Genomic DNA, 23,656 nt, shown 5'->3' with positions numbered 1-23,656 from the left:
GAACAGCTCGGGCCGAAGTTGCCGCCGGGCGGGCTGGTTGCCCGTCCAAGGCCGCTTCGGTTCGAGATGGAAGCCATTTGGGCGCCCCTTCGGGGTTTGCCCAAAATGGCCCAGCGCTGCGTCGGGAAGTTTTGAAATATCGACATATTCCAGCGCCTTCCCTCCTGCCGCTGAGCCATTTTGCCTCAAACCTCGATGGTGCCGTTTATGCGTTTACGACCTAATTCGGCCTGTTGATCCAGCGAAGCCGGGCGTCCCGCGCAGGGAAACCCGGCCCCTTTTTCAATCCAGCGGCTGGCTGGAGCGGAAGAACAATGCCTGGCTGATCGCCGCGCGCACTGTGGCTTCCTGGAACGGCTTGGTGACGAGATAAGTCGGTTCCGGTCGTTCGCCGGTGAGCAGGCGTTCGGGATAGGCAGTGATGAAGATCACCGGCACTTCGCCGAAGCGCAGCAGGTCTTCCACCGCGTCGATCCCCGAACTGCCGTCGGCGAGCTGGATATCGGCCAGCACCAGGCCGGCAGGATTGCGCGAGAAGAGCTCCACCGCCTGCTTGTGGGTAGCCGCGGTGCCGACGACATTGTGGCCCAGATCGCCGACCAGCCCTTCGAGCTGCATCGAGATCAGCGGCTCGTCTTCGATGATAAGCACATCGGTGGCGCTTTCGCTGTCGATCTCTGTCACTGCCTGGAGGACGAGCGCGTCCACGTCTTCGGGCGAGACGCCCAGGATCGTGGCGGTTTCGGCGCGTGAAAATTCCTCCACGGTGGTCAGCAGCAGGGCCTGCCGGTGGGCCGGTGCGATGCGTCCGAGCCGTTCCTGTGCGGCCTGTTCGGGGCTGCCGGCATCGCCTGTGGGGCTGGGCTGGTCCACATGGCCGGAGGCCCAGATCCGGGTGAAGGCCTTGTAGAAGGCGGCGCGGCTGCCGGCGATCTCGTCGCGCAGGGCGCGGTCGGCCAGCGCGGCCTCCAGCGTGGCACGAACATAGGCGTCGCCCGATTGCTGGGATCCGGTAAGCGCGCGTGCATAGCGGCGCAGATAAGGCAGCTGGGCGGCGATCTGGTCAGAGACGGACATCGAATTCCTCGGCTCCTGGGAAACAGTTCCCGTTAGTCATCGTGTGCGGACACGGCATTTTCATTTTCCGCCCGACCGGTTCCCGTGTCTGACAACCACGCCGGGGCAGGGCAACAGCAAAATTTTTTCCCATACCGGGCCAGGTCGGGAACCGATCGCGGGAGGCGGCGTTCCAGCGGTATCACCACCGGCTCCCCCCCCCCCGCAAACTGGTGGTGATCCGATCCCGCAGGCCTCCGCTCACCGTAACCGGTGGACGGAGGCCTCAATTTTCGACGCGGATGTTTGTTCCCGCCGCTTCTTGCATTTTTTCCATAACACCGATCCTGATGCGGCGCTGGAGGGTGGCGCCGGTCTGCGTTCTGGCGTGTCCGGTTTTTGGTCATCCTCCGGTGAGTTGCTTTGCTGGTGCGGCGGGTCGTTGCGGGTGTCGGGTCTTTCCCGGGAACTTTCTGCAACTTGGCCGCGTTTTCACGGCACTGATCCCGAGTGGGGAACCGCTTTGCTCGGAGCGATGGGCCGGAACAGAGGAACGGCACATCACACCCGGGCAGCGGCAGCGTGAACAAGCGCTGGATGAACAGACATGGAGGGTAACCAGATGCCTGCAACCACCGAGACCGTCGCCGAAGCCAAGCCGGCTCATGGGCTTGTCGCGCGGCTCGACGACCGCGACTTCAAGCGTGCGCTGGCCGAAGTGGCCCCGCACCTTCGCGCCTTTGCGCGCGGCCTGTGCGGCTGCCGCGACCGCGCCGACGACCTTGCTCAGGAAGCGATGCTGCGGGCATGGGCCGCGCGCGATCGTTATGCCGCGGGCACCAACTTCAAGGCGTGGACTTTCACGATCCTGCGCAACCATTTCTACAGCGAAGCGCGTCGCGCCCGATTCCATGGCGAGTACGACGAAGTTGCCGCCGAGCGTATTCTCTGTGCCGAGCCCGGCCAGGAAAGTGCGATCGAACTGGCTGACGTGCTGCGTGCGCTGACGACCATCCCCGAAACCTATCGCGAGGCACTGATCCTGGTTGCGGCGGGCAACTTGTCCTACGAGGAGATCGCCCGGATCTGCGGCATCGCGCTGGGCACCGTGAAGAGCCGTATCTGCCGCGCCCGCGCGATGCTGGCAAAAGTTCTCGAATCCGGTCAGCTCCCGGATTTCCGCCACAATTTTGTCCTGACGGGAGAGGCGGTCGACGCCTTCTTCGAAGAGCTGCGCAGGATCGCCAATACGGACGCCATTGCCGACGGTGCGGACCAAATCGCCGCATGACAGGTCGGATGACGCGCTGGATTGCAAGGACAACGATCTTTTGGGCCAGACTGTAAAAGCCGGCGAGACCCCGGTCCCCTGCGGGGGTAGAAGCGCCAAGGTGCTCATTATCGAGGATGAATTCCTGCTTGCCCTCCAGCTCGAGGATATCCTCGCGGATGGAGGGCATGCCGTCCTCGGCACTTATCCCGATGCGGCCTCGGTCGCCTTGCTGGGCGAGGCGCCGGATGTGGCGCTGGTTGACCTCAACTTGCGCGACGGTCTGACCGGCCCGGCGATCGCCCGCGAAATCGCTGTCAAGTTCGGCTCGCGCGTCATCTACGTCACCGCCAACCCCGGCCAGATCGACCTGCCCGCGCCGACGGCGGTAGGTATCGTCCAGAAGCCGTTCTCCCGCGAGGGCATTCTCTCGGCCGTGGCCTATGCTCTGGCGGGATGCCCGGAAAGTGCCCGCCCGCGGGAGCTGGAACCGCTCCGGCGCGCCGAGTAGGCCGGGGCGTCCCGCAACGTCGGCATGGCTCTAGAGGCTTGCCGCGAAGGCTGGAACGTTTCCGGCGCTTTCAGCTATCAGACAACACCGGTCTCGTGTTCGCCGATGCGTGCTGGATCGATGGTTCCCCCCGTTGCAAGGCGGAACAGACCCTTGATCCCGGCATCGAGCGTCCAGACTTCGGCATCCTCGATCTCGAAACGCAGCATGGTGACGGCGGGATCGTCGTGCCCGTGGGGGAACCAATCTTCGGCCACCTGGCTCCAGTGACGGCTACGTGCCGCACGATCGGTTTCCTCGACCAGCGTGCCGGAAAGCGAGGCGAAGACTTCGTGCCCCAGGGTCATGACTTGCGCCGTAGCCCGTCCTCCCTTGCCGATGCGATTGTCGCGACGACAGACGAACCAGACGGCGTGATGGGCATCGCGGTCCAGCAGGGCGGTCATCGGTTCGCTGTGGGCTTCGCAATGGGCCTGGCCGTGGGGGGCACCGCGGCCGGCGTCACCCTCCAGCCGGATCATGACGACGGGGTTGGCGGCGAAGGCTTTCCAGAACGTCTGGCGCACATTGGGAGCCATGGCGCGTCCTTTCCGGGCTTGTTCGAGGTTGTGGATATTCCGCCAACGCCTTCGTCGCTACGTCTGTTCCCGCATGCGCGGTGCGTTTCGTCGATTTGCGACCAGCCGAGCGGGAACCATGGCGAAGGGCTTCGGTTGCACGGGGGTGCGTCCCCGCATGCAGATGTCGTTTCCCGCTCGTTCGCGTGGCACGGCGCTGATCCATTCTTGGGCCGGGACGTTCAGGTCGTCGTAGAAAAATGGATCAGGGAAAAATTGGTTATGGGTGCCATCGCCAGTCTTGAAGACAGCGATCTGCTGGGGGCCTTGCGGCCTGCCGACCGGGATTTGCTGGTGCCGTTTCTCGAAGACGTCGAATATGCGGCGGGCCAGGTGCTATATTGTCCCGGCGACCTTGTGGAATTCTGCTATTTTCCGCGTGGCGGGGCGATCTGCTCCTTTTTTGTCGAATTGGATGGCAATGAACTGGTCGAGACTTTGCTGGTCGGCCGCGAAGGGGCGCTGGGCGGGGTGGTAAGCCAGGGCAGCCTGCCGGCCTTCGCCCGTGCCAGCGTGCTCCATCGCGGGCGTTTCTGGCGCATCGGCACCGAGCGGCTGGACGAGGTGAAGCGCATGTCGCCTGCGATTGCCCATCTTTTTGCCCGTTATGCCGACTGCGTGATGGCGCAGGTCTTCCAGTCGACCGCCTGCAATGCCGTCCATACCATCGAGCAGCGTGCCGCGCGCTGGTTGGGGATGGCGATCGACCGGATCGGGCGGAACGACGTGACGATGACGCAGGAGCAATTGGCCTCGATGATGGGTATCGGCCGCAGCTACGCCAGCCGCGTGCTCCAGCGCTTCAAGCGCGAAGGCATCCTGCGGACCCGTCGCGGCGGCATCAGCGTGCTGGATCGGCCGGGCCTCGATGCGCGGGCCTGCGGCTGCAACGATGCCGTCAGGGCCCATTTCGATGCGGTTCTCGCCGGGGTCTATCCGCCAGAGGTCTAAGTAGCTGCTTGAAAATAGGCCAAAAGGCGGCGGGTGGGACACGGGGCGGCTCTCCCAATGCCTGGCGGGTGTTTGAGGGGCGGCCGCCGCGAAGGCGCAAATCCGTGGCGCCGCGCGCCGAACGGGTATAAGGGCGCGCGGATGTTACGTCTTTCCGATCTTGCCTTGCCGCTGGACCATGAACCGGCCGACCTGGAGGCCGCCGTCTGCGCGCGCCTCGGTATTGCGCCTGAGGATCTTGAGCGGCTCACCGTCGTGCGCCGGGGCAACGACGCGCGGCGCAAGTCCGCAATCAAGCTGGTCTACACGCTCGATCTGGCGGTGAAGGACGAGGCTGCCGTGCTCGCCGCTCATCCCGGCGACCAGCACGTGCGGCCCACGCCCGACACCAGCTACAAGTTCGTCACCCATGCGCCCGCGACCTACGAAGGGCCACGTCCGGTGGTCATCGGCGCCGGTCCCTGCGGACTGCTCGCCGCGTTGATCCTCGCGCAGATGGGGTTCCGCCCGATCATCATCGAGCGCGGCAAGGCCGTGCGCGAGCGCACCAAGGACACTTGGGGCCTGTGGCGCCGCTCGGTGCTCGATCCCGAGAGCAACGTGCAGTTCGGGGAGGGCGGTGCGGGCACGTTCTCGGACGGCAAGCTCTACAGCCGGATCAAGGACCCGCGCCATTTCGGCCGCAAGGTCCTGACCGAATTCGTAAAGGCCGGTGCGCCCGACGATATCCTCACCGAAGCGCACCCGCATATCGGCACGTTCCGCCTCGTCACCATGGTGATCTCGATGCGCGAGACGATCGAGCAGCTGGGCGGCGAATATCGCTTCGGCACCCGCGTCGATGACTTCGAAGTGGAAGAGGACGCCGACGGCACCCGCCGCCTCAAGGGCCTTCACCTCTCGAACGGGGAGTTCCTGCCCGCCAGCCACGTCATCATGGCGGTCGGCCATTCGGCACGCGATACCTTCGAAGTACTCCACAACCGCGGTGTCTATATCGAGGCCAAGCCCTTTGCCATCGGTGTGCGTATCGAGCATCCGCAAAGCTGGATCGACACCGCGCGCTACGGCCCCAATGCGGGCAACAAGATCCTTGGCGCGGCGGCCTATTCGATCGCCCACAAGGCCTCCAACGGGCGCACGGTCTACAGTTTCTGCATGTGCCCGGGCGGGCGCGTGGTGGCCGCCGCGAGCGAGGAAGGCCGCGTTGTCACCAATGGCATGAGCCAGTATTCGCGCGCCGAATTCAATGCCAATTCGGGCCTTGTCGTCGATATCAATCCCGAAGAGGACTACCCCGGCGATCCGCTGGCGGGCATCGCGTTCCAGCGCAAGTTCGAGGAACTGGCCTTCAAGGCGGGCGGCTCCGACTACAAGGCGCCTGGCCAGAAGCTGGGCGATTTCCTCGCCGACCGGCCTTCGAGCGAATTCGGCGTCGTTACCCCCAGCTATCAGCCCGGTGTGCACCTGACCGACCTGAAGGAATGCCTGCCCGACTTCGTGGTCGAGGCGATCCGCGAGGCGCTGCCGGTGTTCGGACGGCAGGTTCCGGGCTACGACCACCCTGACGTGGTGATGACCGGCGTGGAGACGCGCACCTCCTCGCCCGTGCGCATCACCCGCGGCAAGGATTGCCAGAGCCTCAACACCCGCGGACTCTATCCGGCAGGCGAGGGCGCGGGCTATGCGGGCGGCATTCTCTCCGCCGCTGTCGACGGCATTCGCGTGGCCGAGGCGCTGGCGCTGGAACTGGTTCCCGCCGCACAATGACGTCGCTTCATGGCCATGAGCCTTACGACGCCGTCGTGCTGGGTGCCGGTGCGGCGGGTCTGTTCTGCGCGGCGACGGCGGGGCAGCGCGGCAAGCGCGTGCTGCTGCTCGACCATGCCGAGCAGCCGGGCAAGAAGATCCTGATTTCCGGCGGCGGGCGCTGCAACTTCACCAATGTCGATACCGCGCCCGACCGCTATCTTTCCAGCAACGCCCATTTCGCCAAGTCGGCGCTGAGCCGCTACCGGCCAGCCGATTTCATCGCAATGGTGGAAGCCTACGGCATCGCCTGGCACGAGAAGACGCTGGGCCAGTTGTTCTGCGACGGCTCGGCGCGCCAGATCGTCGCGATGTTGCTGGAGGAATGTGCCAAGGGCCAAGTCGAACTGGTCTGCGGCGAGGCGCTGGGCGAGATTGGCCATGATGGTGCGCTCTACCGCGTCGATTTCGGCCAGCGGAGCGCGATGGCAAAGGCGCTGGTGATCGCCACCGGCGGGCCGTCGATCCCGAAGATGGGGGCGACCGGGTTCGCCTACGATCTGGCCCGCAAGTTCGGCCTCAAGGTCGTCCAGCCGCGCCCGGCGCTGGTGCCGCTGACCCTGCCCGGCGAGGAAGCGCTGTTCCGCGATCTCTCGGGCGTTTCCACCGAAGTGATCGCACGCGTCGGCAAGGCGGCGTTCCGGGAGGCCGCGCTGTTCACCCACCGGGGGCTTTCGGGCCCCTCGATCCTCCAGATCTCGAGCTACTGGAAGCGCGGCGACACCGTCACCACGCAGTTCCTTCCGGATCGCGGCGAGGGCTGGCTGATGGGTTTGAAGCGCGAACGTCCGCGCGCCACTTTGCGCAAGGTCTTGTCCGAAGGCCTGCCGGAGCGGCTGGCCGATGTGCTTTGCGAAAAGCTGGGCCTGGCCGGAGAGCTGGGGGCGATGACCGACAAGGCATTGGCCGCCGCCGAAGCGCGGCTGGCGCGCTGGCCGTTCCTGCCCGATGGCTCGGAAGGGTTTGCCAAGGCGGAAGTCACCGCAGGCGGCATCGACACCGCCGGACTGTCCTCGAAGACGATGGAAGCCCGCAAGGTTCCCGGTCTCTTTGCCATCGGCGAGGCGGTGGACGTGACCGGCTGGCTCGGCGGCTACAATTTCCAGTGGGCCTGGGCGAGCGCGCATGCGGCGGGGCTGGCGATCTAACCCGTGTAAAGCGCGGGGAACTTGGCCTTCAGTTGGGTGAGGCGCGGCTTGTCCCAGCGCTGGATATAGCTGTTGTCGGGGTTCCTGCGCATGAAATCCTGATGCCAGGCTTCGGCGGGGTAAAATGTCCCGTCCTCGATCCTGGTGGCGATGGGGCGGGGGAAGGCACGGGCCTTGCCGAGTTGCACGATATAGGCGGCGGCCAGCTGGCGCTGCGCCGGGTTTTGCGGGAAGATCGCCGAGCGGTAGCTGGGGCCGCGGTCGGGATACTGGCCGTTGACCTCAGTCGGGTCGTGCGCGGCGGCAAAGAAGATCTGCAGCAACTGGCCGTAGCTGATCCTTGCGGGGTCGTAGACGATGCGCACCGCCTCGGCATGACCGCTGGTCTCGCTGGAGACAGCCGCATAGTTCGCCTTGTCGCGCGGGCCTCCGGCATAACCGGAGGTTACCGAAATTACCCCGCGGACATGCTCGAACACGCCTTCCATGCCCCAGAAACAGCCGCCCGCCAGAACCGCAACCTGTCGTCCCGAGGGCCGCAGTGCCTCGGCAGGAGGCGCCGGTAGCGGGGCCGCGGCCGCGGGCTCGCTACGCGGCGCTGCGAATGTCAGCGCAAGCGCGGCAAGCGGCAGGGCGATAACGGAAACGAACTGGGCAGGACGAAACGGCATCGCAGCGACTCCCGGCTTCTGCGTCACCGGAATTCGCGTGGCTCGGCCATCCGGTTACAGATGGCCTAAAGCGTCTGGAGGATCTCCCGGCGGTCGCCGCCCTTCCAGTTCATCTCCTTCCAGTCCAGCGTCGCATCGAGCAGGGCGATGGACACCGCGCAGCGATTGGCATTGGTGCCCCGGCCCTGCATCGCGGCGGCCACCTTGGTCTGGGTGAGGCCGGTTGCCTTGATGACCCTGCCGATCAGCTCACCCGGTACCATCGCGGTGCGCTGTCGGGACTTCGCCGGCTGGATGAGCTTGTTTTCCTCGGCCATGCGCGCGGAAAAGACACGCTCGGCCTCGCGCTCGCTGGCGGAAAGCGGCAGGGCGCCGTCGAACCAGCCGGAATCGCCCAGTTGCTGGCAAGTGCTTTCGCCATGCTTCTGGGCCGCACGCAACTGGGCCAGCCGCAAGTGCATGGTCTGCTCGAACAACGGCCCGTCCAGTTCGCGGCCGTTCAGGTAACCGCGCAGGCGCACGATCGCGACGGTCTTGTCGACGATGGTCGCGGGATCCTCGTCGGCCCGCAGCCCGCTCATCACGTTGGCGGTGAAGGTCTGCGCCAGTTCGGGCTGGGTCTTCCACAGCCAGGCCGGGTCATGACCCGGCCCGAAGGCCTCCTTGACCGAGGACTGCATCACGTTGCGGGCGGGCCCGTCCTGAGGCTCGTTTTCAGCCTCGAGCGGGGTGCTCTGCTGCGCGGGCGAGGCGGAAGGTGAGGGCGACTTGCTGTCGGCAATGGCGACGATGATGGCAAAGGCGATGATGCCCAACAGTACCAGCAGGCCGGTGAGCATCGGATTTCCGCCTTCCCACGAGGCCACGCGTTCCGGTGCGAAGTGCGATTCCAGTTCGGGGAAATGCTTGCGCACGCCGCGCAGCAGGGCGTCGACGTCGCCCTGCGCGGGGCCGCCGAGCATACGCAGCGGGCCTGCCTTGCCGGGGCGGACCAGTTCGTTCCAGGCCTTGTGGAACTTGTGGCCGGGCTGCAGCACGTTCTGCTGGAAGCGGTAGCCGCGCAGCCTTGCGCCGAGGAACTGCACGGCGGGGCGGGCATCGTGGGCGCTCCATTCGCGTTCCCAGCCGAAGGCCTGGTTGGCATCCTCGAGCAGCGGCGCCGAACGCGGCCAGCCCCGGGCGAGGATCTCGGCCAGCCAGTCTTCGATCTGCTGCTGGCGGGTGATATGCGCGTGGGTCGCTTCGTCGAGGATCGCACGCAAGGCGCGGGTGGCCTGGCGGGCCTCCGATTCGCTCAGCGGTTCGCCAGCATCCTCGCGCTCTGGATCGAGCAGGATGGAGAGCCGTTCGGCGGGCGTTTCGCCGGGGCGCAGGCCCAGTGCATCGTCGCCGACGAGGCTTCCCGACAGCAGCGGTGCGGTGAAGGGGTCGATGGTGGTGAGCGGGATGCCGGCGCCGCTGACGCCGCCATGTCCGGCCTCGCGCGCGGCGGCAGCGGCCCAGGCCATGCGTTCGAGCATCGTCGAGGCATCGGGCCCGGCCGGGCGGGTGGCGAGCGATGCGGCGGGGAAGAACGGATCTTCCTGCCATGCGCCGGGCAGCTCCGGCGCCGCAAACGTCCAGCGTGCCGGAGCGGCGGTCGCTTCGGGCGCATCGGCTGCGGCTTCCTCAATCCCGTTGTTGTCGTCGTTGCCGGCGGGTTGTGCGTCCCCGTCCGGTCCAATCTCCTCCAGCGAGCGCGCCAGCCGCAAGGCGAGGTCGCGGGCCTGGCGCAGCTGCGCGAAGCCGGAAACGTCGGCATCGACGTCCATTGCCTTCAGTTTGTCGGCATAGGCCTTGCGGATCGCGGACGTATCGGCCGTCGGTCCGATGCCGAGCAGGGACCAGGGATGGCGGCCGCTCATAACGGGGTGACGCTTTCGACTTCGTCGAGACGGCTGGCCAGCATCGCCCCGGCATCGGCGATGCGGCGAGGGTCCTGGCTGTCGAGCGCGCCGAGGAACTGGGTGATCCAGTGGCCGATTGCCTGCCGGACATCGCCGATGTGGTCCTCGTAGCAGCGTTCGGCGCGGGCGATCAGGGCGACGTTGGCGGCTTCTTCGCGTGGATGGTGCTTGAGCGCGGCCAGCGCGGCGCGGCGTTTCTCGATTTCCTTGCGGTCGGGCCGGTCTTCCTCGTCAACGATCACGAGATTGCGCGATGCGCCGTTCTCTGGAACGTGGACGTCGATCTCCAGCAGGCCGGAACTGTCGTAGGAGAAGCGCACTTCCACCGAGATCGCGCCGGCCGGACGCGGCGGCACCGGGATGGTCATGTCACCCAGCTTGACGTTGTTGCGCACTTCGCGCGCCTCGCCCTGGTAGATGCCGAATTCCAGCTTCTTCTGGTTGTCCGCCAGCGTCGAATAGGTGTTTACGCGCGAGACCGGCACCGGTGTGTTGCGTTCGATGATCGGTGAGAACAGGCCGCGCTGGAGACCGCCGTGGCCGTCCTGTTCGGCCACTTCGATGCCCAGCGTGAAGGGGCAGACGTCGGTGATGCGGATCTCGTCGAGCGCGGCATCGCGCGCGGCAAGTCCGGCCTGGATCGTCGCCCCGAGCGCCACCGCATGGTCGGGATGGACCGAGGAATTGGGGAAGCGTCCGAAGAGGCGGGTGATCGCGCGGCGCACCACCGGCATGCGGGTGGCACCGCCGACCAGCACGATCTCGGACAGTTCGGCAGCGTCGATCGCGCAGTCGCGCAGGGCCCGCACCACCGGTTCGCGCAGCCGCCGCAGCAGCGGCTCGCAGGCCGTCTCGAACGCGGCCTCGGTTACGCTGGCGGTAAGCCGGCTGTCGCCAACCACCACTGTGAATTCCGCCTCGGCAGCCGTGGTGAGTGCGCGTCGGCAGCTCTCGGCAGCGCGCTTGAGCAGGGTGTCGCGGTGGTCGGCGGGGAGGGTGGCGAGGCGTTCGTCGGGATCGAGTCGCGGCAGGACATGGGCGATCAGCGCTTCGTCGAAATCGTCGCCGCCGAGGCGATTGTCGCCTGCCGAGGCGCGCACTTCGATGATGCCGTCGAACATCTCGACCACCGAGACGTCGAACGTTCCGCCGCCCAGGTCGAACACCAGGAACGGTTCGCGGTCACCCTTGTCCTGCAGGCCGAAGGCGAGTGCGGCGGCGGTCGGCTCGTTGATCAGGCGGCGCACGGTCAGCCCCGCCAGTTCACCGGCGCGGCGGGTGGCCTTGCGCTGGCGGTCATTGAAATAGGCAGGGACGGTGATGACCGCCTCGGTCGGCTTCTCGCCGGTCAGCGCCTCGACATCCTTGACCAGCGCTTCGAGCACCAGTGCCGAGAGGTCCTCAGCGCCATAGTCCTTGCCGCCGAGGCGGGTGCTGGCGGCAGTGCCCATTCGGCGCTTGAAGCTGGTGGCGGTATCTTCGGGCGAGGTCGCCAGCCGGTCGAGCGCGGCGCGGCCGATCCACACCTGGCCGTCCCGCGCGATGCTGACGGCGGAAGGGGTCAGGAGATCGCCCAGGGCATTGGGCACCAGCTGCGCTTCGCCGTCGCGCCAGATTGCCACTGCACTGTTGGTCGTCCCGAGATCGATGCCGATCAGCATTGCGCCTCGCCGCCAAGGTCCCGAGTCACGCTCGTCCTTCCCTCTATGTCGTCATTTCCCGGTTGCCTTGCCCGGCACGGCCGCCAAGCCGCAACGGGGGCGCCCGCCCTCATCCGAAATGCTTAGCGGCAAGGTTGGAGGTTCGAAAGGGGCAAGTGGCGAATTCCTGCAAGCACACTGAAAAGGCCAACGAAAATGACACATTCGACGGGTGCGTAAGCGGCTCCTTACCCGCGCGTGCTGGCCCTGCGCACCAGTCGGGGTTCCATGACGAGGCTGTGGGCATCTTCGCCTTCGATCCGGGCCTTGAGCCGTTCGACCATGCGCCGGGCGCCGAGCGCGATTTCCTGCCGGATGGTGGTGAGCGGCGGCATCGTCTGCGCGGCGAGCGGGAGATCGTCGAAGCCGATGATCTGGACATCGTCCGGTACGCTGCGCCCGGTTTCATGCAGCGTGCGCAGCGCCGACATGGCGATAAGGTCGGTAGCGGCGACGATCCCGTCGATGCCAAGGTCCATTTCCGCAAGCGCGGCGCGGATCTGGGGCCCCATCTCCTCGCCCGCCAGCCCAGCCGAGACATGCGATAACGGCACGCCGGCCTGCTGGGCGGCGGCGGCGGCGCCGCGAAAGCGGGTGGCGATCTCGATCCCGGAGGTGTCGCCCAGGAAGATCAATCGCCGTGCGCCAGCCTCGATCAGGTGGCTGGCGGCAAGGCGCCCGCCCGCCTCGTTGTCGGTGCCGACCACGCAGTGGGTCTGGCCCTTGCGGCAGTGCCCCCAGACCACCAGCGGGCGATAGGTGGCGGCGACCTGTTCGATCACATCGAACTGGTTCGACTGACCGATGATGATGACCCCGTCGACCATGCCAGAGCCGGTCATGCGTTCCAGCCAGTCGCTTGTCCCGTCGGGGATCGCGCGGCTCAGCATGAGGTCGTAGCCGCTTTCGGTCAGTTCGTCGGCCAGATGGCCGAGCAGGGTGAGGAAGAACGGATCGGAGATGTGCTGGCGCTTTTCATGGCCGAGCGGGATCACCACGCCGATCACGCCGGTGCGGCGCGAGCGCAGCTTGCTGGCCATCTGATTGGGGCGGAAGCCGTGCTGGCGTGCCAGCGCGCGAATTCGTTCGCGGGTTTCGACATTGACCAGCGACTTGCCGGCCAGCGCGCGCGACACCGTGCCCGCGGATACGCCGGCCAGCCGCGCGATGTCGGCCAGAGTGCGCACTTCGCCCCGAGCGCCGGTTTCCGCGCGAGGTGCGTCGTTCCGACGGTCGCGATCGTTGTGTCCTGCCATATCCCCCAATTTTCCGTATAGTTCGATCTTAACAGCTTGAAACGCCGCCCGGAAGAACTTCCGGCGGTTGTTCAGGCCTGGTGTCGTTCGGCTGGATCCGGTTTCGTGCCTACGAAACGCATCGCCAGCGCCCCGGCCAGCAGGAGCAGCCCCGCCAGAACCAGCACCTTGCGAGGATCCCCGCGCAGGACCGGCTCGTAGAGCAGGGGCAGGGTCACTGTCTCCAACAGCATCGGGAGGACAATTAAAATATTGCAAAGACCCATGTAGACCCCGGTCCGCCGGGCCGGGACCGCGGCGGCCAGCAGGACGTAGTTGTTGCCCATCATGCCTGCCCAGCCCAGGCCGATACCCAGCATCGGGGCGATGAGCCACGCCGGGGAGGTGATCGCCGGCAGCGCCAGCATGCCCAATCCCGCAGCGGCCAGGCAGATGGTCTGGACGCCGCGCGCGCCGTAGCGGCCTACCGCGGGGACCATGGCCAGCGCGGCGGCGAAGGCGACCAGATTATACAAGGCGCCGAGTTGCTGGGCGGTCATCACGGCGGCGCGGAAAGCCGGGGAATGCGCATCCGAAGTGCCGTGAAGCGCGCGCGCCAGCGCGAAGGGCACATATTGCCAGTAGGCAAACATCGCATACCATTGAAACAGCATGGCAAGCGCCAGTTGCCGCAGTGCGGGCGGCATCTCGCGCAGGGCGTCGGCGATCTCGGCCAGCAGCGGGCGCCAGGTGGCTTTCATGTCGTTCGGCGGTACCGGCGCCGGCAATTCGGGCACGCGCCATACGGAATAGAGGGCGCTCGTCAGCGAGATCAACGCGCCGAGCCCGAACGCCAGACGAACGGCGGTGGGAACGCCATTGGCATCCAGCAGTGCACGGTCGAGCAGTGCGGAAAGCAGGGACGGGGTGAGATAGGCCAGGGTCTGGGCCAGTCCGGTAAAGGCGCTCTGGGTGAGGAAGCCGAGCGCCTGCTGTTCCGCGTCGAGCCGGTCGGCGACATAGGCGCGGTAGGGCTCCATGGTGATGTTGTTGCCGGCATCGAGCAGCCACAGCAGCCCCGCCGCCATCCATAACGCAGAGCTGTAGGGCATCGCGAAAAGGCAGGCCGAACAGATCGCCGCGCCGAGCAGGAACCAGGGTGCTCGCTTGCCGAGCGGCGAGACCGTACGGTCGCTGAGCGCGCCGACGAGCGGCTGGACAAGCAGGCCGGTTATCGGGCCCGCCAGCCATAGCAGCGGCATCGCCGCCTCGCTGGCGCCGAGATAGGCGTAGATCGGCCCGATGTTGGCCTGTTGCAGCCCGAAACTGAATTGCACGCCGAAGAAGCCCAGGTTCATTTCGAGAATGCGCAAAAGGGGAAGGCGGGGCTTCATCGTGCTTCCCTGCCAGAAAACCGTCAGCAGCGCGCTCCTTGCGTGCTAGGTGGAGATGCGGAAGAGGCGCGGTTTCACGCGCCTGCTCGTAGGGTGGCTTGTGAGCGGGCGCGGACGCTGGCAGGAGCGCGGGCATGACAGGTATCAATGCAGAGCCGGGCCGCGTGGGTCCGGTCGCCGGAATCGAACTGGGTGGCACCAAGACGGTCGTTGTGCTTGGCTGTCCCGGGGCGATCGAACGGCGGATCGAATATCCGACCACTACGCCGGAGGAGACGCTGGGGCGTGCGATCGAGACGATCCGGCCATGGTGCGAGGCGGGGCAGGTTTTTTCCTTGGGCGTCGCCAGTTTCGGGCCTATCCGCGTCACCCGCGAGGCGCGCGACTTCGGTTTCATGCTGGAAACTCCGAAGCCCGGCTGGGCGGGGACGGATATTGCCGGCGTGCTGCAGCGTGCGCTCGGCTGTCCGGTCGGTCTCGATACCGACGTCAATGCCGCGGCGCTGGCGGAGTACCGTTTCGGCGCGGCGCGTGACTGTCCGACGGCAGCCTACATCACCGTGGGCACCGGGGTCGGCGTCGGGGTGCTGGTCAATGGCGCGCCGGTCCACGGACTGCTCCATCCCGAAGTCGGCCATGTGCGCCTGCGCCGTGCAGCGGGCGATGGGTTCGCCGGGGCCTGCCCGTTCCATGGCGACTGCATCGAAGGGCTGCTGAGCGGTCCGGCGCTGGCGGCGCGGTTCGGTCGCCATCCCGGCGCGGTTGGGCCTGACGATCCGGCATGGGCGGCCGCGGCCAGTGACCTGGCGGAGCTTCTGACCATGCTGGTGCTGACGCTTTCCGCGCAGCGCATCGTTGTCGGCGGCGGCGTGGCCAATCGCCAGCCGCATCTCCTGCCTGCGGCCCGAGCGCTGATGCCGGCGCTGCTGGGCGGTTATCTGCGCGATTGCACGGCCGAGGCGCTGGAGCGGATCTGCGTGCCGCCGGCACTGGGCGACGATGCCGGGCCGATGGGCGCGCTCATCGTGGGGGCGGCAGCCTGATTCGCCTCGGGGAAGGGGCGAATGGTGTCCAGCGGTGCCAAATATGTCCGTAACGGAGGTTGCCTGGATTTCCGCGCTGGCGGCAGCGCCATGCTGCCGTGCAGCAATCAATGCAGCGGGGCTTGGTTGGAAAGTTGGCTGTTAGCCTCAATTCGGATGAACTGTCGATTGAGTCGTTTCCACGCTTGCCGATAGCTTTTGTGCCTGAGGGCTGAAAAAGCGGAATTCCATTCAGGGATTTACTTGGCGTGTTCAGCCCGTTTTCGGCGGGGGCGGTTCGTTGAAAGCTGTCATTCTTGCAGGCGGACTGGGCACGCGACTGGGGGAGGAAACCGTCGTCAGGCCCAAGCTGATGGTCGAAATCGGCGGCATGCCGATCATCTGGCACATCATGAAAATCTATTCGAGCTTCGGTGTCGATGATTTCATCATATGCCTTGGTTACAAGGGCTATGTGATCAAGGAATTTTTCGCGAATTACTTTCTTCACGCCTCGGATGTGACGATAAACCTCGCGAACAACCATGTGGCCGTGCACCGCAACTGGTGTGAGCCCTGGCGGATTACCTTGGTCGATACCGGCGCCCATACCCAGACCGGCGGCAGGCTGCGTGCCGTGCGCCACTACCTGGAGGATGAGGAACCGTTCTGCTTCACGTATGGTGATGGTGTCTCCGATGTCGATATCGGCGCGCTGATCGATTTTCACCGGACTCATGGACGCCGGGCCACGATCACCGCCGTGGCGCCGCCGGGACGCTTCGGTGCGCTGGAATTCGATGCTGCGCTGGGCAGTGCGCGCGTCACCGGTTTTCGCGAAAAGCCCGAAGGGGACGGCGGGCTGATCAATGGCGGCTTTTTCGTGTTGCAGCCCGAAGTGATCGACCTGATCGATGGCGAGGACACCTTGTGGGAGCGGGAGCCGCTGGAAACGCTCGCCCAGGATGGTGATCTTGCCGCCTATGTCCACCGCGGCTTCTGGCAACCGATGGATACGCTGCGCGACCGTCAGACGCTGGAGGATCACTGGCAGAAAGGTGCCCCATGGAAGCGCTGGTAATGCCATCGGCGTGGCACGGCCGCCGGGTTTTGGTGACCGGGCATACCGGCTTCAAGGGCACCTGGCTGGCGCTCTGGCTCGATGCGATGGGGGCGAAGGTTTCCGGCTTTGCGCTGCCGGCGCAAGGGGACGCGCTGTTCTGGCAGGCGGGGCTGGAAAGTCGGATCGATCATGTCGAGGGTGACCTGCGCGACCGCGAGGCGCTTGGCATGGCCTTGCGCACGGCAGATCCGGAAGTGGTGTTCCATCTCGCCGCGCAGCCCTTGGTGCGCGAAAGCTACCGAACTCCCGTGGAGACATGGGCCACCAATGTGCAGGGCACCGTTCATCTGCTCGACGCGTGCCGTGATCTTCCTTCGCTGCGTGCGGTACTCTGCGTGACGAGCGACAAGTGCTACGAGAACAATGAGTGGCCCTGGCCCTATCGTGAAAACGACGCGATGGGCGGACACGATCCCTATTCCAGCAGCAAGGGCGCCGCCGAACTGGCGATCTCGGCGTGGCGGCGCAGCTTCTTTGGCGGGGAAAGTGCGGCAGGTCTTCAGGTGCTGGTCGCCTCGGCGCGGGCCGGCAATGTGATCGGCGGCGGCGACTGGGCGCAGGACCGGTTGGTGCCGGACATCTTGCGTGCTCTGGCGGCGGGACGGCGGCCGATGATCCGCAACCCGGCGGCGATCCGGCCGTGGCAGCACGTGCTCGATGCGCTGCACGGGTACCTGATCCTTGCCGAAAGGATGCTGGCAGGGGACGCGCAGGTGGCGACGGGATGGAATTTCGGTCCGGCAGAGACCGATGTTCGCCCGGTTGCCTGGGTGGCGGATCGCCTGACCGAGCGCTGGGGGACGCCGGGCTGGGACACGCCCATAGTAGCGGCGGGCACCACGCCGCACGAGGCGGGGGTGCTCAAGCTCGACTGTGCGCGGGCGCGCAGCGAACTAGGCTGGCATCCCCGGCTCGATCTCGCTGCGGCACTGGATTTCGTGGTGGACTGGCACCGTTTGGTGTGGGGCGGCGGTGATGCCTGCGAGATCATGCTGGGGCAGATCGAGAGCTTTTGCCGCCATTCCGGATTGCCCGAGGGGAAGGTTGTCCCTGTGCCCAGCCTCGAGACTGTTCCCGTAACTGGCCCCGCAACTGGCAGCGTGCCCGAGGGCGCTCACGGCGGGGGCGAAGCGATCGTGGAAGGATACCTGTCATGACCGATCCGCTGACGGAGCCCGTGAACGACCTGGCGCGTAGCGATGGCACAGCGATATCCGGGATGTTTTTTGCCGAAGAAGGGACGCGTTGCGAAGTGACTTCGCGGGATGCGGAGTGTGTCGAGGCGCGTGTTGAGGGGGGGCGATGAAGGCAATGACGACGCGGGTGATGGCGGCGACAATGAAGCGGAACTGCGCGCACGCATCCTTGCCCTCACTGGCGACTATGCCCGCCGCTTCCACGCGCCGCGTCCGTTCGTTCCCGGACAGAGCCCGGTTCCCGTTTCGGGCAAGGTCTACGGAGCGCAGGAGATGCAGTTCCTTGTCGAATCCGCGCTCGACTTCTGGTTGACGACCGGACGGTTCAACAGCGCCTTCGAGGAACGTCTGGCCAGGCAACTGGGGGTGGCTCATGTGCTCACGACCAATTCGGGCTCCTCGGCCAACCTTCTGGCACTGTCCAGCCTGACCTCGCATTATCTGAGGGACGAGGCACTGAGGCCCGGTGACGAAGTCATCACCGTTGCCACCGGGTTTCCGACCACGGTGAACCCCGCATTGCAGTATGGGCTGGTGCCGGTCTTCGTGGACGTTGACGTGCCGACCTACAACGTCCTGTCGGAACGCATCGAGGCGGCGGTCAGCGACCGCACCCGCGCCATCATGCTGGCGCATACGCTGGGCAACCCTTTCGACCTCGATGAAGTCATGCGGGTGGCGCGCAAGTACGGGCTTTTTGTCGTGGAGGACTGCTGCGATGCCCTGGGCGCGACATGGCATGGAGACGGCCTCAAGGAGCAGGGGCGCGGGGTCGGTACCTTCGGCGATATCGGTACACTCAGCTTCTATCCCGCGCACCATATCACCATGGGCGAGGGAGGCGCGGTGTTCACGCAGAAGCCCCGGTTGAAGCGGGTGATCGAATCCATGCGCGACTGGGGACGGGATTGCTGGTGCGCGCCGGGCATGGACAATACCTGCGGCAAGCGCTTCGCGCGCCGGCTTGGCAGCCTGCCGGCGGGATACGACCACAAGTATACCTACAGTCACGCGGGCTACAATCTGAAGATCACCGACATGCAGGCGGCCGTCGGGCTGGCACAACTGGATCGGCTCGACGATTTCATTGCCGCGCGGCGCGCCAATTTCGCGCTGCTGACCGAAATGCTCACGCCCTTCGAGGATGTCTTCATCCTGCCGCGCGCAACGCCGGGCAGCGACCCTTCGTGGTTCGGCTATCCGATTACCATTCGTCCGGAAAGCGGCGTGACACGCGATGACCTGGTCAAGCATCTCGACGCGCACCGGATCGGTACGCGGCTGCTGTTCGGCGGCAATCTGCTGCGGCAGCCTTACATGAAGGATCGGAATTACCGGGTCTCGGGCAGCCTGGCGAATGCCGATCTCGTGACCACCAATTGCTTCTGGATCGGCCTCTATCCCGGGCTTGAACCGGCGCACCTCCATTACACCGTCGAGACCATGGCGGCTTTCCTGCGCGGCTGCGGGAAGGTTGCCGGCCCATCGCGACGGGGCCGCCAAGCCCACGACGAGAGGAGAGCACAGTGAACCAGACCGAAAGAGCGATGTTCGAAACCCTCAAGGCGGCGCGCGACTATGGGGTCGTCGCGGTCAAGGCGGAGTTTGAGGCCGAAGGCACCCGCAGTGATGAATTGCTGCGGCTGCTGGAGATCGCACGGCGGGCGGACCTGGGTGTCGGCCTCAAGATCGGCGGCTGCGAAGCGGTGCGCGACCTGATCGAGGCGCGGCAGTTCGGCGTCGACTACGTGATAGCTCCCATGGTCGAGACGCCTTATGCGCTGTCCAAGTACATCGCTGCCAAGGACAGGGTCTTCGCGCGCGATGAACAGGCCGACACCCGCTTCCTGTTCAATGTCGAGACCCGCTACGCCTTCGGCCATCTCGACGAGATCGGCGCCAAGGCGGAAGTCGGCCGGGTCGGCATGGTGTTCGGACGGGTCGATTTTGCCGGGTCGATGGGCTTCAAGCGGGACTTCGTGAACAGCGACGAGATGACCCGCTATGTCGTGGAGGTCGCCGAGGAGGCACGGCGGCGCGGGGTGGAGCTGGTGGTCGGGGGCGGGGTCAACCCAGAGGCGATCGAGCCGCTGCGCCGGGTCCGCGAGGTTCGGCTGGACCGTTTCGAGACTCGAAAGGTCATCTTTGACGCGGCCGTTCTCGACGGACGCGATGCGGCGCGCGGAATGGAACTGGCGATCGCGTTCGAACTCGATTGGCTTCGCAACAAGCGGGATTTCTACGGCACGATCGCCGGCGAAGACCTCTCGCGCATCGCCATGATGGAAGCGCGCCAGGCGGCTATCCCGGGCGAACCCCTAGCCGTGCCCGTGGCTGGCCCGCACACCGGACCGCTGGTTGCTCCGCGTTCCGCGGTGGCCTGAACCATGGGGCAGGTCCGCGTTGCCGATCTGATCGCCCGCCTGCTGGTCGAGCATGGTATCGCCGACATGTTCATGCTCACCGGCGGGGGGGCGATGCACCTCAACGATGCTTTCGGGCGGGCGCCGGGGCTGTCCTTGCATTTCTGCCATCACGAGCAGGCCGCGGCGATCGCGGCGGAAAGCTATTGCCGGCTTTCGGGACGTCCAGCTGCACTGAATGTCACGACCGGCCCGGGCGGGGTCAACGCGCTTAACGGGGTCTATGGCGCTTATGTCGATTCCATCGCGATGGTGGTCGTCTCGGGGCAGGTGAAGCGCGAGACATGTGCGGATCGCTATCCGGTCGCGCTGCGGCAACTGGGCGATCAGGAAGTCGACATCGTTTCGATGGTGCGGCCGATCACCAAGTTCGCGGTGCGGCTCGACGATCCCCTTCAGACCCGCAAGGTAGTGGAAAAGGCGCTGTATCTGGCTCGGCGGGGGCGGCCGGGGCCGGTCTGGATCGATGTGCCGATCGACGTTCAGGCCGCTCCCGTCGATCCCGATGCGCTGGTCGGATACGATCCGGCCGAGCAGGAAGACTGGGGAGAGGCGGCCAATACCGCATCCGAATGCGGTGCCTTGCGTGGGGAACCGCTGGAACGCGAGGTGGAGGCCGTGCTGGAGGAACTGCACGGGGCCGAGCGGCCGGTCGTGCTGGTCGGAAGCGGCGTGCGCATCGCCGGTGTGCACCGGGAATTCCTTGAGTTCGTGGAGCAACGCGGGATGCCGGTGGTGACCGGCTGGAACGCGCATGATGCGGTGCCCGACGACCATCCGTTCTATGTCGGCCGGCCGGGTACGGTGGGAGACCGGGGCGGCAACTTTGCGGTGCAGACGGCAGACTATGTTCTGGTGCTTGGCTGCCGTCTCAACATTCGCCAGATCAGCTACAACTGGAAGGCCTGGGCGCGCCACGCGCGCGTGGCCATGGTCGAGATCGACCGCGCCGAACTGGCCAAGCCCACGCTTTCCCTGCACCGCCCGGTCCACGCCGATCTGCGCGACTTTTTTGCGGCGGCAGCGCGCATCGGCCTGCCGGAGCCGGGCCGTCAAATGGACCGCAGTGCCGAGCGGGCGCGGTTCCTGAGGTGGAGCCGTGAACGGGCCGCGTGCTACCCGGTGGTCTTGCCTGGGTATCGGGACCGGCAAAGCCCGATCAATCCTTACGTCTTCACGCAAACTCTGTTCGAGGAACTGGCCGGGGACGAGATTGTGGTGACTGCCGATGGCACGGCCTGTGTCACCGTGTTCCAGGCCGCGCGGCTGCAGACGGGGCAGAGACTGTATACCAATTCGGGCTGCGCCTCGATGGGCTACGACTTGCCGGCGGCGATCGGCGCCTGCGTCGCCTCCGGTGCGCGGCGGGTGGTCTGTCTGGCCGGAGACGGCTCTATCATGATGAACCTGCAGGAATTGCAGACGATTGGCGGGCTGCGCTTGCCGATCAAGCTCTTCGTGCTCAACAACGAAGGGTATCATTCGATCCGCCAGTCGCAGCAGAACCACTTCCCGGACCGGGTGGTGGGCTGCGGGCCGGACAGCGGTCTGACTTTCCCCGACTTCCCCCGCGTTGCAGAGGCGTTCGGCATCTCCGCGCGGCGGGTGGACAGCCATGGCGCGCTTGCCGGAGCGATCCGTGCGGTGCTGGAGGAGGATGGGCCGCAATTGTGTGAGGTCATGCTCGACAAGCGACAGGACTTTGCGCCGAAATTGTCGTCGCGCCGTCTCGCCGACGGGACGATGGAATCGCCTGCGCTCGAAGACCTCTCGCCGTTCCTCCCGCGTGAGGAACTGGCTCTTGCCATGGGCCTGCATGCGCCGCTGGCGGAGGGCGCGGCATGATCCGCCATGTGATCTTCGACCTGGATGGAACGCTTGTCGATTCCTGCCGCGCCTGCATGACCATCGTCGAGCAGATGCTGGCCGACCGCGGCGTGCCACGCCGCCTCGATGAGCGCCGTGCGCGCACCCTGATCAGTCGTGGCGGCAAGCCGCTGGTGCGGGGGCTGATGGGGGATGCCTGCCTCGACGCCGATGCCGATCTCGCCGAATTCCGCAGCCGCTATGCCGATTCCCGCACGCCGGAAACGGATCTCTATCCGCAGGTTCGGCAAGGGCTGGAGCAACTGGTCCAGGCCGGGCTGTCGTTGGCGATCTGCACCAACAAGCCGCAGAACCTGTGCGATGCGGTCCTGCGCGATACCGGAATAGCGCCGCTGTTCGATTGCGTGGTGGGCGGGCGTGAGGGACTGCGTGCCAAGCCCGAGCCCGACCTGCTGGGGTTGGCGCTTGACCGGCTGGGGGCAAGTGCGTCGCAGTGCCTGTTCGTGGGCGACAGCGAGGTCGATCACGAAGTGGCCCATGCGCTGGCGATGCCGTTCCTGTTTGCCGCCTGGGGGTATGCGCAGGAGGGGTGGAATCCACATCCGAGCCCGCGTTTTGGGACTTTCGGCGATGTGACGCGGGCCATCATCGCACTGCTCGAGCCGGAGGACGCACGGCGCTATGGCTGACTTCGTGCCGGCTCCCCGCGTGTTCCCGGGGCTCGACATGGCCGCGGCCGAAACGCTGCTGGCGAGCGGGCGGCGGATCGTTGTGACAGGGGCGGGCGGATGGCTCGGACTGGCTACGCTGGAACTGCTGGAAGCGGCGCTGGGCGGGGCCTTTGCGGGGCGCGTACTGGCCTTCGGCTCGGGCAGGCGCACGTTGACATTGCGCAGCGGGCGCAAGGTGACGCAGCTGCCCTTGCGCGCTCTGACCACGATTGCCTCGCAGCCCACCTGGTTACTGCACTATGCCTTCCTCACGCGCGAGCGGGCGGAGGCGATGTCGGCGCAGGATTACCGCGCGGCCTGCCGCAAGATCACCGGGATGGTGCTGGGCAGCCTTGATGCGATCGGCTGCGAAGCGGTGTTCGTGGCAAGTTCCGGTGCGGCGGGTCTGGCTGTCGCCGACGCGGAAGGGGAAAGCCCGCTCGGTCTCTACGGGGCGATGAAGCGGGAGGAAGAGGAACGCTTCGTGGACTGGGTCTATGGCCGCGGACCGCAACCGGAGCGAGAAGCGCCCCAGCGTCGCCGAGCGGCGATCGCGCGGATCTTCAGTCTTTCCGGGCCCTACATCAACAAGCATGATCGTTACGCGCTTGCGGGGCTGATCGGCGATGCGTTGGCGGGGCGGCCGGTGGTGGTGCGCAGCCCGCGCCTGGTGGTCCGTTCTTATGTCGCTATTCGCGAGCTGCTGTCGCTGGCCATCGCCTTGCTTGGCGACACGCGGGGGGCAGCGGTGACGGTGTTCGAAAGCGGGGGCGAGCCGTGCGAGCTGGAAACGGTGGCGCGTACGGTGGCCTCCGGCTGGCCAGGGGTGACGTACCTGCGCGCGCCGGTCACCGATCCCGCGGTGGATCGCTACCACGGGGATGTGGCCGCCTACACGCATCTTCTGGAGCATTACGGCGTGGCGGTCGTGCCGCTCGCGGAACAGGTGGCCGAAACGGCGGACTGGCTGGCGCGCCATGGCAGCGCGGCGACGCCCGGGGGGAACGTGGCGTTCTCCGGGCACGGACGGTAGCGGGCAACGGAGGG

General features: G+C 66.2%; 20 protein-coding genes. 13 read left to right on the top strand and 7 right to left on the bottom strand.

Annotated elements, in window-relative coordinates; genetic code table 11:
- Positions 1-282: 282 nt before the first annotated feature.
- Positions 283-1,077 (bottom strand): response regulator, encoded by a 795-nt coding sequence (locus CA833_RS01650; RefSeq protein WP_207079014.1) that lies wholly within the window; start codon positions 1,075-1,077, stop codon positions 283-285.
- A 601-nt stretch (positions 1,078-1,678) separates the two neighbouring features.
- On the opposite strand from CA833_RS01650, the gene CA833_RS01645 reads away from it, so the two are divergent.
- Together CA833_RS01645 and CA833_RS01640 are read left to right on the top strand one after the other, a co-directional pair.
- The gene (locus tag CA833_RS01645) at positions 1,679-2,347 is read left to right on the top strand and encodes a sigma-70 family RNA polymerase sigma factor (RefSeq protein ID WP_142632610.1); all 669 of its coding nucleotides are present in this window, start codon (positions 1,679-1,681) and stop codon (positions 2,345-2,347) included.
- A gap of 100 nt (positions 2,348-2,447) precedes the next feature.
- Positions 2,448-2,837 (top strand): response regulator, encoded by a 390-nt coding sequence (locus tag CA833_RS01640; protein WP_370584533.1) that lies wholly within the window; start codon positions 2,448-2,450, stop codon positions 2,835-2,837.
- A 77-nt stretch (positions 2,838-2,914) separates the two neighbouring features.
- Here the strand turns inward: CA833_RS01640 and CA833_RS01635 are convergent, their stop codons facing one another.
- Positions 2,915-3,415, bottom strand: coding sequence for a pyridoxamine 5'-phosphate oxidase family protein (locus CA833_RS01635; RefSeq protein ID WP_207079012.1), 501 nt, complete (start codon positions 3,413-3,415; stop codon positions 2,915-2,917).
- A 261-nt stretch (positions 3,416-3,676) separates the two neighbouring features.
- Here CA833_RS01635 and CA833_RS01630 point away from each other — a divergent pair, with 261 nt between their 5' ends.
- From CA833_RS01630 to CA833_RS01620, 3 genes are all read left to right on the top strand, one after another.
- Positions 3,677-4,405, top strand: a complete 729-nt coding sequence (locus CA833_RS01630; RefSeq protein WP_207079011.1) for a Crp/Fnr family transcriptional regulator — start codon at positions 3,677-3,679, stop codon at positions 4,403-4,405.
- 141 nt (positions 4,406-4,546) lie between these two features.
- On the top strand, positions 4,547-6,175 hold the full coding sequence (locus CA833_RS01625; protein WP_207079010.1) for an NAD(P)/FAD-dependent oxidoreductase: 1,629 nt from the start codon (positions 4,547-4,549) through the stop codon (positions 6,173-6,175).
- Complete coding sequence (locus tag CA833_RS01620) at positions 6,172-7,362, top strand: NAD(P)/FAD-dependent oxidoreductase (protein WP_207079009.1); 1,191 nt, start codon at positions 6,172-6,174, stop codon at positions 7,360-7,362. Before CA833_RS01625 ends, CA833_RS01620 begins: the two co-directional genes overlap by 4 nt.
- On the opposite strand, the gene msrA is transcribed toward CA833_RS01620, so the two are convergent.
- The 5 genes from msrA to CA833_RS01595 all read right to left on the bottom strand — a co-directional run bounded on the left by msrA (position 7,359) and on the right by CA833_RS01595 (position 14,308).
- Complete coding sequence (gene msrA, locus CA833_RS01615; protein WP_207079008.1) at positions 7,359-8,033, bottom strand: peptide-methionine (S)-S-oxide reductase MsrA; 675 nt, start codon at positions 8,031-8,033, stop codon at positions 7,359-7,361. The genes CA833_RS01620 and msrA overlap by 4 nt on opposite strands.
- Positions 8,034-8,098: 65 nt before the next feature.
- On the bottom strand, positions 8,099-9,937 hold the full coding sequence (locus tag CA833_RS01610) for a hypothetical protein (RefSeq protein WP_207079007.1): 1,839 nt from the start codon (positions 9,935-9,937) through the stop codon (positions 8,099-8,101).
- Positions 9,934-11,640 (bottom strand): Hsp70 family protein, encoded by a 1,707-nt coding sequence (locus CA833_RS01605; protein WP_207079006.1) that lies wholly within the window; start codon positions 11,638-11,640, stop codon positions 9,934-9,936. The genes CA833_RS01610 and CA833_RS01605 overlap by 4 nt, the downstream gene beginning before the upstream one ends.
- A gap of 227 nt (positions 11,641-11,867) precedes the next feature.
- Entirely contained in the window at positions 11,868-12,935 is a 1,068-nt protein-coding gene (locus CA833_RS01600; protein WP_207079005.1) for a LacI family DNA-binding transcriptional regulator, read from the bottom strand.
- Between the two features lie 71 nt (positions 12,936-13,006).
- The gene (locus tag CA833_RS01595) at positions 13,007-14,308 is read right to left on the bottom strand and encodes an MFS transporter (protein WP_207079004.1); all 1,302 of its coding nucleotides are present in this window, start codon (positions 14,306-14,308) and stop codon (positions 13,007-13,009) included.
- 134 nt (positions 14,309-14,442) lie between these two features.
- Between CA833_RS01595 and CA833_RS01590 the strand changes: the two genes are divergently transcribed.
- From CA833_RS01590 to CA833_RS01555, 8 genes are all read left to right on the top strand, one after another.
- On the top strand, positions 14,443-15,351 hold the full coding sequence (locus tag CA833_RS01590) for an ROK family protein (protein WP_242526217.1): 909 nt from the start codon (positions 14,443-14,445) through the stop codon (positions 15,349-15,351).
- A gap of 280 nt (positions 15,352-15,631) precedes the next feature.
- Positions 15,632-16,411, top strand: a complete 780-nt coding sequence (gene rfbF / locus CA833_RS01585; RefSeq protein ID WP_207079003.1) for a glucose-1-phosphate cytidylyltransferase — start codon at positions 15,632-15,634, stop codon at positions 16,409-16,411.
- On the top strand, positions 16,396-17,610 hold the full coding sequence (gene rfbG / locus CA833_RS01580) for a CDP-glucose 4,6-dehydratase (protein WP_207079002.1): 1,215 nt from the start codon (positions 16,396-16,398) through the stop codon (positions 17,608-17,610). Before rfbF ends, rfbG begins: the two co-directional genes overlap by 16 nt.
- A gap of 117 nt (positions 17,611-17,727) precedes the next feature.
- Complete coding sequence (gene rfbH / locus CA833_RS01575) at positions 17,728-19,179, top strand: lipopolysaccharide biosynthesis protein RfbH (protein WP_242526216.1); 1,452 nt, start codon at positions 17,728-17,730, stop codon at positions 19,177-19,179.
- Positions 19,176-20,033 (top strand): aldolase/citrate lyase family protein, encoded by an 858-nt coding sequence (locus tag CA833_RS01570; protein ID WP_242526215.1) that lies wholly within the window; start codon positions 19,176-19,178, stop codon positions 20,031-20,033. Before rfbH ends, CA833_RS01570 begins: the two co-directional genes overlap by 4 nt.
- Before the next feature lie 3 nt (positions 20,034-20,036).
- Entirely contained in the window at positions 20,037-21,917 is a 1,881-nt protein-coding gene (locus CA833_RS01565) for a thiamine pyrophosphate-binding protein (RefSeq protein WP_142632623.1), read from the top strand.
- The gene (locus CA833_RS01560; protein WP_207079000.1) at positions 21,914-22,588 is read left to right on the top strand and encodes an HAD family hydrolase; all 675 of its coding nucleotides are present in this window, start codon (positions 21,914-21,916) and stop codon (positions 22,586-22,588) included. The genes CA833_RS01565 and CA833_RS01560 overlap by 4 nt, the downstream gene beginning before the upstream one ends.
- Positions 22,581-23,642 (top strand): NAD(P)-dependent oxidoreductase, encoded by a 1,062-nt coding sequence (locus CA833_RS01555; RefSeq protein WP_207078999.1) that lies wholly within the window; start codon positions 22,581-22,583, stop codon positions 23,640-23,642. Before CA833_RS01560 ends, CA833_RS01555 begins: the two co-directional genes overlap by 8 nt.
- The last annotated feature ends 14 nt before the right edge of the window (positions 23,643-23,656 follow it).

The sequence above is a fragment of the Novosphingobium sp. KA1 genome, from assembly GCF_017309955.1.
Taxonomy (GTDB): Bacteria; Pseudomonadota; Alphaproteobacteria; order Sphingomonadales; family Sphingomonadaceae; genus Novosphingobium.
This window is presented reverse-complemented; position numbering and strand designations above follow the sequence as displayed.